Here is a 14,005-nt window from a genome sequence, read left to right on the forward strand (position 1 = left end):
CACTTGAATGCATCGGAAAGAAAGGAATCCGCCGATGCACAAGCCGCGCCTGCAACTCCAGGCTTCCTTCGATATTGCCTACCTGCAGTTTCTGGATAAACAGGGGTGGGCCACCCAGCCCCTGCCCGAGTTCGCCACCCCGGACTGGCTCACCTATTGCTATCGGCAAATGCAGCTTGCGCGCATGGTGGATGATCGTGCGGTCAAGCTGCAGCGCACCGGTCGCCTCGGCACCTATCCTTCCACCCTCGGTCAGGAGGCCATCGGCGTTGCTAGCGGCAATGCGCTGATGGCGGAAGACGTCTATTGCCCCTATTACCGGGAGACCGGGGCCCTGCTGGAGCGCGGCGTCACCATCGAGGAAATCCTCGCGGTCTGGGGCGGCGATGAGCGCGGGCAGAATTTCCAGCAGGCGCCGCGAGATCTTCCCATCTGCGTTCCCATCGCTACCCAGTTACTGCATGCCGCCGGTGTCGCTTTCGCACAGAACTACCGCCACCGGCAACACGGCAGCCCGTTGCAGGTTGCTGTCGCCAGCTCTGGCGAGGGCGCCACTTCCAAGGGCGATTTTTACGAAGCCATCAACCTGGCCGGCGTCTGGAAATTGCCCGCGGTATTTGTGGTCAACAACAATCAATGGGCCATTTCCGTGCCCCGGGGGCTGCAGACGGCGACTCAGACCATCGCCCAGAAAGCCATTGCCGCGGGAATCCCCGCACTGCAAGTGGACGGCAATGATCTGATTGCGGTGGCCTGGGCGGTGCGCGATGCGGTGAATCGCGCGCGCAGTGGTGAGGGGCCAGCGCTGATCGAGGCGGTCACCTATCGTCTCTGCGACCACACCACCGCCGATGATGCCAGCCGTTACCGCAGTGCCGAGGAGCTGGAAAGCGCCTGGCAGTGGGAGCCGATCAAGCGCCTGGAAAACTATTTGCGCAGCGAGGACCTCTGGAGCGATGCCAAGCAGCAGGATATGCAACGGGAGCTGGCGCAGATCATGGAAGCTGCCCTGAGCCGCTTCGAGCAGCGCAGCCCGGAGCCGGTTACCGCCATGTTCGATCACCTCTACAGCCAGCTTCCCGAGGGGCTTTACGAGCAGTACGACCAGTTGCGCGATGAGCAGCAGAACCCCGGCGAGGTGCACGGCTAGATGGCGGAAAACAACCGGGACAAAGGCCCGATCACCCTGGTCGAGGCGGTGACCCAGGCACTGGCCCATGCGCTCGCCAACGATCCCGATGTGGTGCTATTCGGACAGGATATTGGTGCGAACGGCGGCGTATTTCGGGCAACGGATGGTTTGCAGCAGCAATTCGGGCGGGACCGGGTGCTGGATACGCCGCTGGCGGAAAACATGATTGCCGGCATAGCGGTGGGTATGGCGACCCAGGGGCTCAAGCCGGTTGCTGAATTTCAGTTTATGGGATTTATCTACCCGGGGCTGGACCATATCCTCAGCCACGCCGCGCGCATGCGCAATCGCACCCGTGGCCGGTTGCACTGCCCGATTGTCTACCGGGCACCCTATGGCGGCGGCATTCATGCGCCGGAACACCACAGCGAAAGCACCGAGGCGCTATTCGCGCATATCCCGGGCCTGCGGGTAGTGGTGCCCTCCTCCCCGGCGCGGGCTTACGGCTTGCTGCTGGCTGCGATTCGCGATCCCGATCCGGTGCTGTTTCTCGAGCCGAAGCGTATTTATCGCGCCGCCAAACAGCCGGTGCCGGACGACGGCGAGGCCCTGCCGCTGGATCGCGCCTTTGTGCTGCGCGAGGGGCGCGACCTGACCCTCATCGCCTGGGGCGCCAGCGTCAGGGAAACCCTCGCCGCCGCCGAGCAGTTATCCACAGAGGGTATTGAGGCGGAAGTCATCGACCCCGCCACCCTCAAGCCGCTGGATATCCACACCATTGTCGATTCCCTGGAAAAAACCGGACGCTGCCTGGTGGTCCACGAGGCCGCCCGCTTTGCCGGCCTCGGCGCGGAAATTGCCGCCCAGATTCAGGAGTACGCCTTCGACCTGCTCAAGTCACCGGTACAGCGGGTAACCGGCTACGACACCGTAATGCCTTATTACCAGCTGGAGAACTCCTACCTGCCCGGCGTGCAGCGCATTGTCGCCGGCGCGCGCTCGGCCCTGGATTATGGCCGGGACAGAATTGGAGATGGTGTTGGGGAGGGTCAGCGTTGAAGATTTTCAAATTGCCCGATCTCGGCGAGGGGCTACCCGACGCGGTGATCCGGGAGTGGCATGTACGAGAAGGCGATACAGTGAGCGCCGACCAGGCGCTGGTAACCGTGGAAACCGCAAAAGCACTGGTAGAGGTGCCGGCTCCCTGGGCGGGTACCGTGGAAAAGCTGTTTGCCGAAGCCGATGAAACACTGGAAACCGGTCAGCCGTTGGTCGGTTTCACGCAGGCTGCGACTGCGTCCGTCAACCCCACCGCAAGCGAAGAAAGCAGCGAGAAAATTGCAGATTCAGGTACCGTCGTCGGCAAAATTGAACAGGGCAGCGAATCCCTCGCGGTGGAAAATCGCCCCCTGTGCAACCGTCCGCGCAATACCACCCCGGCGGTGCGCGCCCTGGCTCGCCGCTTGCGTGTCGACCTCTCGGGGCTGCACCCGGCGGGTGCGCGCTTTACCGAGGCAGAAGTGCGCAGAGCCGCCAGCGGCCGGCCGCTGCCGAGGTGGGATGCGCAGCCGGAGCTGGTTGCAGAGGTAGCCCCGGAAATAGTCCCGGAATCGGCCAAACAAGCGGTAGCGCCGGGCGAGAAACCCGACCCCGCGCGCCGCGCCATGGCCCTGGCGATGGAAAAATCCCGGGATCAGGTCTGCCCCATGACCCTGTGTGACGAGGCCGATATTAGCCGCTGGAAAAAATCCACCAATGCGACGCTGCTGCTGCTGCGGGCTATTGCCCACGCCGCAATGGCGGAGCCAAACCTGAACGCCCATTTTCATTGCGATCGTCTGGCCCCCCAGACACCGGTGAATATCGGCCTCGCGGTGGATGCCCCCAAAGGCCTGTTCGTGCCGGTGCTAAAAGACATAGAGGCCCACAGCGACGAGCAACTGCTGGAAAAAATCCAAACGTTTAAGCAGCAGGCCAGCGATGGCGCCATTCCCCAGGCCGATCTCCAGGGAGCCACCATCCACCTGTCCAACTTCGGTAGCCTCGGCGGGCGCTTCGCCACCCCGGTGGTCGTGCCCCCCCTGGTGTGCATCGTCGGTGCCGGTCGCAGTTTTGAAGCGGTGCTCCCGCATAAAGGCAAGGCCCGAATCCGCCGCCTGCTGCCACTCTCGGTAACGGCCGACCACCGCGCCGTCACCGGCGGGGAGCTGGCCAGGTTCCTCCAATCCGTGAAGGAATTTCTGGCGCACCCACAATAAGGCCCGGTTTCTCACCAGGTTGAGACCTGTGCGGCATAAAGTTTTTGTGATTTTAAGTTTCGGTTTGCTATGCTTAACTTACGAATCGAAACTTAGGTGATCATGTCAAAACGCTCATGTCCAAGCGTAATACTCAACAGCGCCGCCACCAGATACTCAGTCAGATCAACGATGCCGGTGAAGCCAGTGTTGAAGAGCTGGCGCGACAGTTCGAAACCTCAGAGGTTACGATCCGAAAGGATCTGGCGGCGATGGAAGACAGTGGCCTGCTGCTGCGTCGACATGGCGGTGCCATACCCCTGCCCCGGGAACTGGTGGTCGAAGACCCCCTGTCCCAGACCAAGCGCGCCATCGGCCGCGCCGCCGCCGAACTGATCCGCGACCACAACCGCATCGTCATCGACTACGGCCGTACCACCACCGGCCTGATTACCGAGCTCAACCACAAGCGTGGCCTAGTAGTAATGACCAATTCCCTACATGTCGCCAACCAGCTGCGGGAACTGGAAAACGAACCCACCCTGCTGATGACCGGCGGCACCTGGGACCCCCACTTCGAAGCCTTCCAGGGCCAGGTCGCAGAACAGGTGCTGCGCGGCTACGACTTCGACCAGGCATTTATCGGCGCCGACGGTATCGACCTGGAGCGCGGCACCTGCACCTTCAACGAACAGATCGGGCTATCCCGCGTGATGGCCGATGTCGCCCGCGAAGTGATCGTGATGGCCGAGTCCAGCAAAGTTGGACGACGAATCCCGAATCTGGAATTGAGTTGGGAAATGTTCGGGACCCTGGTGACCGACAGCGGAATTGAAGACAAGGTTTGTGCGCAGCTGGAAAGCCGAGGGCTGCGAGTTATCTGTGCAGAAGTAAATTAACGAAACACAAAGAGTGCATTCACCACTCTGAACCATGACGAGAAGGTGTCGATACCGGGCAAACCTTTGTGAGACCGTCTGCGGCCAGGACGGCCGCAGCCGAGCCCCCATGGATGGGTTCACGGCGTGTCTCACAAAGGTTTGCCCGGTAGCGGCATCGCCACCCAATCCAATGAGTGGCACAACACCAAAATGCCGAGGTAAGAAAGAATGTGTGGAATCGTAGGCGCCCTGGGCCAAAGAAACGTAACCGGAATCCTGCTGGAAGGCCTGCGCCGACTGGAATACCGCGGCTATGACTCCGCTGGTGTGTGCCTCGTCAATGGAGATGGCAAACTGCAATTGCGCAAAACCCAGGGCAAAGTCGCCGACCTGGAATCTGCCCTCGACGACAGCCCCACCGCCGGCCAGCTCGGCATCGCCCACACCCGCTGGGCCACCCACGGCGTCCCCTCGGATAAAAACTCCCACCCACACGCCTCCGGCAACTTCGCCCTGGTGCACAACGGCATCATCGAAAACTACCTGGAACTGCGCGAACAGCTGATCGCCAAAGGCTACGAATTCCAGTCCGAAACCGACACCGAAGTGGTCGTCCACCTGATCCACGACCTCGCCAAAGACAACCGCGATCTGCTGCAAGCCGTGTCCGCCGCCACCAAAGAACTCCACGGTGCCTACGCCCTCGGCGTCGTCTGCTCCACCGAACCCGAGCGCCTCGTCTGTGCGCGCCTCGGCAGCCCACTGGTGATCGGGGTTGGCATTGAGGAAAACTTTATCGCCTCCGACCCCATGGCCCTGCAGCAGGTCACTGACCGCTTTATCTTCCTCGAAGAAGGTGACCTCGCCGAAATCACCCGGGACAGCATCGCCATCTGGGACAAAAACGGCGAAGAAGTCAGCCGCCCGGTGAACAAACTCCAGGGCGGCCACGATGCCGCCGACAAAGGCCGCTACCGCCACTACATGCAGAAAGAAATCTTCGAGCAACCGAAAGTGGTTGAAGCCACCATGGCCGGTCGCATCGGCGAGCACTCGGTGCTTTCCCAGGCTCTCGGCACTGCTGCCAATGAAATCCTGCCCAAAGTAAAACAGGTGCAGATCGTCGCCTGCGGCACCAGCTACCACGCCGGTCTCGTCGCGCGTTACTGGATTGAAGATTGGGCCGGTGTCCCCTGCTCCGTCGAAGTCGCCAGCGAAATCCGCTACCGCAAAACTGCCGTGCGCCCGGGTACTTTATTCGTCACCATTTCCCAGTCCGGAGAAACCGCCGACACCCTCGCCGCACTGCGCCAGGCCAAAGAGCTCGGCTACCTCGCCTCCATGACCATTTGCAACGTGCCCAACAGCTCCCTGGTACGCGAGTCTGAACTACACCTGATGACCGAGGCCGGCCCTGAAATCGGCGTTGCCTCCACCAAAGCCTTCACCACCCAGCTGGTCGCGCTGCAGATATTCTGCATCGCCCTGGCCAAAGCCAATGGCATGAGCGGTGAACGCGAAGCAGAACTTATCACCGCCCTGCACCAGCTGCCGAAATTGATGGAAAAATTCACCGGCCTGGACACCCTGGTAAAAGCCACCAGTGAAGCCTTCGCGGAAAAAAATCATGCGCTCTTTTTAGGCCGCGGCGTCGAGTACCCGATCGCATTGGAAGGCGCCTTAAAGCTGAAGGAAATCTCCTACATCCACGCCGAAGCCTACCCCGCCGGCGAACTCAAGCACGGACCACTGGCACTGGTGGATGCGGATATGCCAGTTATCGTCGTTGCGCCCAATGACGAACTGTTGGAAAAACTGAAATCGAATTTGCAGGAAGTGCGCGCACGGGGTGGTGAACTGTTTGTTTTTGCCAGCCCGGAAGCCGGGTTCAAAAGCGAATCGGGAATGACAGTGGTAGAGGTCCCGGATGCCCCGGAAAGTCTGCAGCCGATTCTTTATACCGTGCCACTGCAATTGCTGAGTTATCACGTGGCCTTATTGAAAGGAACCGACGTAGATCAGCCGCGAAATCTGGCTAAGTCGGTTACGGTTGAATAAATTCAAAAATCAAGCTTTTAAAAACGGGCCGCTTTTGCGGCCCATTTTTCTACGATTACATATTCGTTGCAGTGTTTTTTCCTAATTTTAATTTCCTGATTTACTAGTTTTTATTTTCAATTTTTCCTATCAAGCAAAAAACTGATTAGTACCGGTGTCCCATTTACATATATTTTTTACCTTAAATTTTCTTATTTTTGTAAATTTTCAATTTCAAAAATATATAAGAAAATCAGTACCTTGGTGCTAATTACCTGTAATTCGATGTAATTTTATCGACAAATATCAGAGTAATTTTTAATAGGGTTAAAATCACGCCAATTATTTTGGTGAGTAGCAATATTCATCAGCAAACGACTTTCTGCGTGGCGCAGTAATCTGTTAAGGTCGCCGACTATTTTTTATCGCTCGTCAACGGGCGGTAATAAAAATACAAATCCGATCGGGCTGGAAGCCCAAAAGCTGCCCACATGGAGAGTGCAATGCCACGCGCTGTTTTCTTATTCTTCCTTTTGTTTGTTATCACTCCCTGTACCTGGGCAGCCGACGGCCGTGCAGATTACGACCTCGATGACGACGGCCTGATCGAGATTGACGACTGGTCCGATTTAAATGAAGTCCGCTTCAACCTGGATGGTTCAGCCCTCTATGGTAGCAGCGCCGGTTGCCCAGTGGATGGTTGTATTGGTTTTGAATTGACCACGGATTTAGACTTTGACACCAATGCGAACGGTGTTCTGGACGTTGGTGATACCTTCTGGAATGAAGGTGAGGGCTGGCAGCCGATCGGCGATTACAGTGATCCTTTCACTGCTGTATTTCATGGCAACGGACATGAAATACAAAATCTGATGATCGCGCGTCCTAACGCCGAACTTCAGGGCCTGTTCGGCTATATCGATTATGCCACTGTCAGGGGGCTCGGCTTGACCGGGCCATTGATGACCATCGAGGGTGATGTAGATGTTGGCGGTTTAGCGGCAAGTATTAACCAAAGCCAAATTATCGCCTGCTATGTAAAGGGGTCCGTAAGTGGACGCGCTTATATCGGTGGTCTGACTGGCTTTCTGGATGATAGCCAAATGATTGCCACTTTTTTCACTGGCACTGTTACCGGTGCGGAGGACAAAATTGGCGGTATAGCTGGTTTCGTGAGATACAGTGAGGTAACCGCCAGCTATGTTACCGGTGCCGTGATCGGGCGCGACGAAGTTGGTGGTCTTGTAGGATATCTCAGTAGTAGCAACGTAACGGCCAGCTTGTCCACAGCGAACGTTTCCGGGGTTTCTTATATTGGTGGATTAATTGGCGCTGGCTCCGGCGGTTCCACCAATTTTAGCCACTGGGCTGTGGACGCCTCAGAACAACGCTCTAGCGCGGGTGGTGTCGGCGTCGCCTTGGTCGAGCTGTTCTGCCCTATTGGTGCCGATAACAACACCTGTGCGGAAGTTAATCTGTTTGAAAGTTGGTCCAACTATACAGATGAGGAGGATTTCCCTTACTGGGATTTTGGCACTGAGTCCGAGCTCCCGGGATTACGTTTGCTAGGCAGTGTTTACCGCGATGGCGACGGGGATGGTGTCGAGCAAGCTTATGATGCCTTCCCAACACAGTTTGCGGGTAGTGTTGATAGCGATGGCGACGGGGCGATTGACTACTGGACGCCAGGGTGCGATGCAATCTGCCGCATGGCCAGCGGTCTTGTATTGGACCAGTTTCCCTCGATTTCTGCGGCAGCGGTTGATGCGGATTGGGATGGTTTACCTGATGAGTGGAGTGCCGACTGTGACAGTGTCTGTCAGTCCACCTCAGGCTTGACTCTCGATACATTTCCGAATGATACCGACAACGATGGCCTCACCAACCAAAATGATGAGGATGACAATAATGACGGCATCACAGATGCCGATGCCAACTCCAACGGATTGATCGACGTTGGCACCATTGTAGAGCTTGATGCCATACGCTTTAGCCTCGCCGGCGAGGGTCAGCGTTCAAGCGCCGATAGTGAGTTAGATACCTCCGGCTGCCCACAGATTGTGGTTAATGGCACATTGAAAGAGCGCTGCGTAGGTTATGAGTTAACGGCAGACCTGGATTTTGATAGCAATGGCGATGGCGTCTTTGATAGCAGTGATGCTTATTGGAATGGAGGAGAGGGTTGGGAGCCGATTGGCAGTAGCTCTGATAATGCATTTTCCGGACTACTTCACGGTAACGGCCATCGCATAATTAACCTGGTGGTCGCGCGCCCTGGCACGAATTTTCAAGGCCTGTTCGGCTATCTCGACAATGCCGTTGTTAGGGAGCTTGGCTTGATCGGGCCGCTAATGGCCATTGAAGGCAATGAATACGTGGGTGGTTTGGCAGGTTATACCAGTTACAGCCAAGTCACTGCTGCCTACATCAGCGGTTCTGTAACAGGCACTGGCGCTTATGTGGGGGGGTTGGTGGGTCACAGTAATTACACTGAGATCGCTGCAAGTTACACCACAGGCACTGTTGTTGGGGATTTTGGTGTTGGTGGTGTGATTGGTAAAACTAACCATAGTCAGGTTGTAGCCATTATGACTACTGCGCAGGTGTCAGCACGTTCCGGCGGTGGATTAATTGGTTCCGGTGATTATGGAAGCTCCGTCAGCGTTAGCTATTGGGCGGAAGATGTATCGGGACGCCCTTTCAATTCTTCTGGTGCCACAGGCGTTACCTTAGTAGAACTTAAGTGTCCCACTGCTGCGGATGACACGGAATGTGCCATAGACACCCTTTATCAAGATTGGTCCAGTTATCAAGATGCCGAAGGCAATGCCTATTGGGATTTCGGTAGTGATACCGAGCTTCCCGGGTTGCGATTGAATGGCCGTGTTTATCGCGATGCCGATGGCGACGGTGTGGCAACGGAGTTTGATGCTTTCCCTTGGCAATTTGCTGCCAGTGTCGACAGCGATGGCGATGGCGCCCCCGATATTTGGAAAGATGGTTGTGAAGCCGAGTGCCATGCCGCTAGTGGGTTGATTCTGGATTTGTTCCCGGCGGATGCCGCTGCGAGTATTGATACCGACGAAGACGGCTTGCCGGACCAGTGGAATGAAAGCTGCGACAGTGCCTGCCAGTCTTATTCTGGCCTGACACTGGATGACGACAATGACAATGACGGCGTCGTCAACACCGAAGATGCCTTCCCGATTAATGCAGCTGCCGCCGTGGATACCGATGGAGATGGCTTGCCGGATGCCTGGCTCAACACTTGCGATAGTGCTTGTCAATCGACCTCTGGTCTCACCCTGGATGCTTCATTGGATGATACCGACAACGACGGTGTAGTGAACGACGAGGATGCGTTTGTTAACAACAGCGCAGCATCGGTGGATACCGACGGTGATGGCTTGCCGGATGCTTGGCGTTTAGGGTGTTACGGCACCTGCCAGTCCGGCTCCGGTCTTACACTGGATGACGACAATGACAACGACGGCGTTGCCAACAGCGAAGATGCATTCCCTGTTCACGCTGCGGCCTCTGTGGATAACGACGGTGATGGCCTGCCGGACGCCTGGCTTGACGCTTGCGACAGCGCCTGCCAATCCGCCTCTGGCCTGACGTTGGATACCTCGCTGAACGACACCGACAACGATGGCGCTGCCAACAGCGAAGATGCATTTCGTTTTAATGCTGCGGCATCCGTGGATACCGACCGAGACGGCCGGCCCGATGCCTGGCATGACGACTGCGACAGTGCCTGCCAGACTTCCTCGCGTCTCACACTGGATGACGACAATGACGACGACGGCATTGCCAACAGTGAAGATGCGTTCCCTATTCACGCCGCGGCCTCTGTGGATGACGACGGTGATGGCCTGCCGGATGCCTGGCTTGATGCCTGCGACAGCGCCTGTCAGGTCGCCTCTGGCCTGACCCTGGATACTTCGCTGAACGATACCGACAACGACGGGGTGGCAAACAATGAGGATGCCTATCTGACTGACCCGGATCGCTCGGTGGATGCCGATGCGCCGGAGATGGTGAAAGTACCGCAAGCCATCAGTTTGGCTGCCACCGGTGAATCTACTCTGGTTACCCTGAATGTGCTGGAAGCCCAGGCTTACGATAGCTTCGACAACGAGCTGGAGTACCAGGTGGAACTGAATGGTGAACTCTTGGTGCGCAATCCGGATCAGCAGGTATCGCTGCCCAGCGGTGCGCTGATGCTGCAGTGGTTTGCGGTAGATGATGCGGGTAACCGCTCCGAGCCGATGGCACAGACGGTGAAGGTCTACCCGCAAGTCCGGTTTACAGAAGCCGAGTCTATTACCGGTGAACAGCGTCAGGCGCTGGTGGCTGTTGGCCTGTCAGGTCCTTCGCCCGAGTATCCCATTTCCGTCATGGTTCGCTGGGTTGAATCCGAAAGTGATGTGACCGCGGCGGACTTCATCGTTGAGGGTGATAGTGGAGTCGACCTGAATGAGCTTATTCTCACCATTGAGTCCGCCGATGTGCTGGGTGATGCCGCGGTGCTGCTGCCCATCGCCGGAGACGATCTTGTGGAGCCGGACGAGTTTCTGACGCTCGAGCTGGCGGCGGCCTTGGCCGGTAGTGATACGCTTTCCGAGATGCCGATTGACAGTGATCAGCAAAGACACCGTGTGACGATTACCGATACCAATCTGGCGCCGGAAGTAAGCATCACTGCCACCCAAGGGGACGAGGCCGGCAGCGCATTTATCAGCGATGCCGGTGAGGTGACCATGAGTGCTGTAGTGACCGACGTTAACGGTGGCGATAATCACAGCTACCAGTGGTACACCAGTGAGTTGCCGGTAACACCGGGCGATCAGGCGTCTTTCACATTTGATCCGCAATCCATGGCATTGGGTGACTACAGCGTTAGTGTCGTGGTAACGGACGATGGCAATCCGATGTTGTCTTCTGAAGAAGCTACCTTCATGTTCACCCTGGAGGCCTCAGAGGTTCCGGGTGACGGAGATACCGGCGGAGAGACGCCAGTGAATCCGGGCACCAATAAATCCGGTGGTTCCAGCGGCGGTAGTGCAGGATTCTGGCTGCTGTGCCTGCTGATGCTGGGCGGCCTGTGGCGCAGGCGTTTAGCGGCCTGCTAGCGACTCCGATTGGCAAGTAAAGCCGGTGGCGACCCCACCGGCTTTTTTGTTTATGTGGTTTCAGCAATGGCAAAGTTCAGCTGAACCTGTGGCCATTTTCCGTTAGCCTGCAGCGTCAATCCGATCAGATTCCGGAAATTCACAATGCCCGAACAACTGTTCCAGACGGCCAACCCGGCGTTACTCGTCATTGATGTGCAGCAGGCGATAGACCACTTTGACACGGGTAATCGCAATAACCCCGATGCGGAACGCGTGATCGCGCAGTTGCTGCAACATTGGCGCGAATGCGGGTTAGCCGTTATCCACGTACGCCACGCGTCGAAATTTCCCGAATCGCCCTATCACCAGGACTCTCCGTATTTTGATTTCAAGCGCGACGTCGTGCCCCTGGGGAATGAGCGGGTATTTACCAAATCGGAAAACTGCGCGTTTATTGGTACGGAACTTGGAGACTGGCTCAACGGGGAAGGAATCAATGAGCTGGTTATCTGTGGCGTACTGACGAATAACTCCATCGATGCAACGGTGCGGGTAGCTGCTGGTCTGGGCTATGGCGTTTTGATTCCCGCGGATGCCACTGCGGCCTTTCCGCTACCACGCCTTGATGGAAAGTTCGTTGCCGCTGAAGACGTACACTGGATTTTTCTGAGCAATCTTGACGGTGAATACGGCAGGGTTTGTTCTGCAGAGCAATTACTGGGAAGCCTGCGCGAAATGGCGAGGTAAATAGAGTGCTGGTATCCCTACTCCACCGTCTCTCTGTCGGTCGGGTTTTTTCTGCTGTTTGAAGCCTGTTGCTCCACTTCCAGAATCCGCTTCGGTGCCAGTGTTTCAATGGTATACCCCTGCGGGTAACTTCGGTATCCATCGGGCCAGGCTGGCTCTCCGGATCGGCCAAAGAATGCCAGCCACTTCGCGCGCAATTTCAGTGCGCCCGGCACGATTGACCGATAAAAGCGATTTGGTGCCGGCAGCTTTACGGCAGCGCGCGTTGCCTCGTCCAACAATACGGCGGAAACCGGACGAACAAAATGTCGCAGCGGTCGCGGAAGCCAGGATTCCACAACGCCGAATGTGCCGTCGGATACGCTGCGGTTGGCATTGCTGAACCGGAACTGCTCCCGCACATACTGTTCACTGAAGTCGCGCAGTGCTGTCAGTGACTCGGGAATATCGCTGATCCCCATTCTTTCGCCAACCCGGTACCAAAACAGGAACAGGGATTCCTGTTCTTTGTCCGTCAGGCGGCGCCAGCCAAACCGCTGAATCCAGTCGATAGGATCCAGTATGAAAGTAGAAAGTACGAACAGATAGTCTCTGTTGGCGATGGCAAAATGCCCGTGGGTTCGGTTCATTCTGGCCAGTGCCGCGTTTCCCTCCACACTGTCGTAGCCATAGCGCAGTAACTGAAGCATCAGTAGCGAGGTATCGTCGTAGCGCTTTTGGCCGTTGCGCGTGAATTCCCCGGTACGCTCGAGCAGACCGCTGATGCTCGGCGAGGCGAATGTGCGAAACAGGGCCAGCTCCAGGGCGCGATTGAAATCCCACAGAAAGCCGTCGCATACGATCAGGTGGACAATTTCACAGTGGTCCGCAAATGGGTTTAGCCGGTCTATTTCCCGGCGAATGCGTTTCCTCCTCAACATTGCCCCCGCTTCATTACACGCGTTTTCTTTTAAAAACTATTTGTAGAGAAATCCGTCGGGCAGGCCGAGTCGCTGACAGGCATGCACCGCGGGACTTGCCTTGATCACAAGTCGGTCCGCGAGGCGGCCGCTGAGTTTGATCAGGGAATGCTGCCAGGATTTCAGCTGCCAGCGCGGGGCGTCGAGTTCCAGGTGCTGTCGGGTTTCCGCTGGCAGTATCGCGACGGCGGCGCGCACCAATAGGTGCTGGTAGGGCCGCAGGAGTTTCGGGAATACCGAAGTGCTCAGCATCAGCTCGAGAAATTCCCCGATGACGCCAGTGGGTTTCAGTTTCGGTTGCATGGCTGCAAACAGCGATTGTTGTTCTGCCTGTGAACGCGGCGCTCCCAGTGCACCATAGAGGCTTGCCGGAAGGCTGCCTTCCCGGTAGACGCTGTCTTTTTCCACATCGGTGAGAGGCTTCACTAACTGGCTATAGGCTTCCAGAAAGCCGTAACTGGCGGTGCCCTGCACCCAGTTCAGCAGTTCCTCGTCGTTGGCGTTGTAGGTGAACCCCTCTTCCGTTACGCCGGAGATTTTTCCGTGCATACGGCGGATTCCGGCGATCATGGCTTCCGCTTTACTGCGCGGTCCGTACACGGTGACCATGGCGGCGAGACCGGTGCGGCGCAGGCGACCCATGGGGTCGGTGCGGAAGCTGGTGTTGTTCCACACCCCGTCGCGCACCCGTGGCTCTGCCAGTTCCAGAATGACGGCGGTGATACCGCCGACAAACATGGAGACCGGATTCTTGAAGATGCGCCAGGTAACCGAGTCCGCCGGGAGCAGGGCATCTTCTCCCGGCGGTTGGCGGAAGTCGAAGCGCTCGTCGCCCATCCGCCGGTTTACGGCTTGTTCGATGAAATCCATAAATCTCAGAAATTACCTCGCAGGG

Annotated in this window: 9 protein-coding genes; 7 read left to right on the top strand and 2 right to left on the bottom strand. The window is 57.2% G+C overall.

Features of this window, described 5'->3' with window-relative positions; genetic code table 11:
• Positions 1-34 precede the first annotated feature (34 nt).
• From pdhA to GRX76_RS02730, 7 genes are all read left to right on the top strand, one after another.
• Positions 35-1,150 (top strand): pyruvate dehydrogenase (acetyl-transferring) E1 component subunit alpha, encoded by a 1,116-nt coding sequence (pdhA, locus tag GRX76_RS02700; protein ID WP_160151894.1) that lies wholly within the window; start codon positions 35-37, stop codon positions 1,148-1,150.
• Positions 1,151-2,191, top strand: a complete 1,041-nt coding sequence (locus GRX76_RS02705) for an alpha-ketoacid dehydrogenase subunit beta (RefSeq protein ID WP_160151895.1) — start codon at positions 1,151-1,153, stop codon at positions 2,189-2,191.
• Positions 2,188-3,390: a dihydrolipoamide acetyltransferase family protein gene (locus GRX76_RS02710; RefSeq protein WP_160151896.1), complete on the top strand. Its 1,203-nt coding sequence runs from the start codon at positions 2,188-2,190 to the stop codon at positions 3,388-3,390. The genes GRX76_RS02705 and GRX76_RS02710 overlap by 4 nt, the downstream gene beginning before the upstream one ends.
• Before the next feature lie 116 nt (positions 3,391-3,506).
• The gene (locus GRX76_RS02715; protein WP_160151897.1) at positions 3,507-4,268 is read left to right on the top strand and encodes a DeoR/GlpR family DNA-binding transcription regulator; all 762 of its coding nucleotides are present in this window, start codon (positions 3,507-3,509) and stop codon (positions 4,266-4,268) included.
• 210 nt (positions 4,269-4,478) lie between these two features.
• A complete protein-coding gene (gene glmS / locus GRX76_RS02720; RefSeq protein ID WP_160151898.1) occupies positions 4,479-6,308 on the top strand; it encodes a glutamine--fructose-6-phosphate transaminase (isomerizing) in 1,830 nt (609 codons plus the stop codon).
• 482 nt (positions 6,309-6,790) lie between these two features.
• On the top strand, positions 6,791-11,422 hold the full coding sequence (locus tag GRX76_RS02725; RefSeq protein ID WP_160151899.1) for a hypothetical protein: 4,632 nt from the start codon (positions 6,791-6,793) through the stop codon (positions 11,420-11,422).
• Positions 11,423-11,566: 144 nt separating this feature from the next.
• Entirely contained in the window at positions 11,567-12,151 is a 585-nt protein-coding gene (locus tag GRX76_RS02730) for a cysteine hydrolase family protein (protein ID WP_160151900.1), read from the top strand.
• A gap of 17 nt (positions 12,152-12,168) precedes the next feature.
• Here GRX76_RS02730 and GRX76_RS02735 read toward each other — a convergent pair whose 3' ends face one another.
• Together GRX76_RS02735 and GRX76_RS02740 are read right to left on the bottom strand one after the other, a co-directional pair.
• A complete protein-coding gene (locus tag GRX76_RS02735) occupies positions 12,169-13,071 on the bottom strand; it encodes an oxygenase MpaB family protein (RefSeq protein ID WP_160151901.1) in 903 nt (300 codons plus the stop codon).
• Between the two features lie 36 nt (positions 13,072-13,107).
• Positions 13,108-13,980, bottom strand: coding sequence for an oxygenase MpaB family protein (locus GRX76_RS02740; RefSeq protein WP_160151902.1), 873 nt, complete (start codon positions 13,978-13,980; stop codon positions 13,108-13,110).
• Positions 13,981-14,005 lie beyond the last annotated feature (25 nt).

Origin of the sequence: Microbulbifer sp. ALW1 (genome assembly GCF_009903625.1) — a bacterium.
GTDB lineage: Bacteria > Pseudomonadota > Gammaproteobacteria > Pseudomonadales > Cellvibrionaceae > Microbulbifer.

What these genes read in the sequence shown, in the direction of transcription:
- pdhA (WP_160151894.1), top strand. Translation starts at nt 35, where the DNA reads ATGCACAAGCCGCGCCTGCAACTCCAGGCTTCCTTCGATATTGCCTAC.
- GRX76_RS02705 (WP_160151895.1), top strand. Translation starts at nt 1,151, where the DNA reads ATGGCGGAAAACAACCGGGACAAAGGCCCGATCACCCTGGTCGAGGCG.
- GRX76_RS02715 (WP_160151897.1), top strand. Translation starts at nt 3,507, where the DNA reads ATGTCCAAGCGTAATACTCAACAGCGCCGCCACCAGATACTCAGTCAG.
- glmS (WP_160151898.1), top strand. Translation starts at nt 4,479, where the DNA reads ATGTGTGGAATCGTAGGCGCCCTGGGCCAAAGAAACGTAACCGGAATC.
- GRX76_RS02725 (WP_160151899.1), top strand. Translation starts at nt 6,791, where the DNA reads ATGCCACGCGCTGTTTTCTTATTCTTCCTTTTGTTTGTTATCACTCCC.
- GRX76_RS02730 (WP_160151900.1), top strand. Translation starts at nt 11,567, where the DNA reads ATGCCCGAACAACTGTTCCAGACGGCCAACCCGGCGTTACTCGTCATT.
- GRX76_RS02735 (WP_160151901.1), bottom strand. Translation starts at nt 13,071, where the DNA reads ATGTTGAGGAGGAAACGCATTCGCCGGGAAATAGACCGGCTAAACCCA.
- GRX76_RS02740 (WP_160151902.1), bottom strand. Translation starts at nt 13,980, where the DNA reads ATGGATTTCATCGAACAAGCCGTAAACCGGCGGATGGGCGACGAGCGC.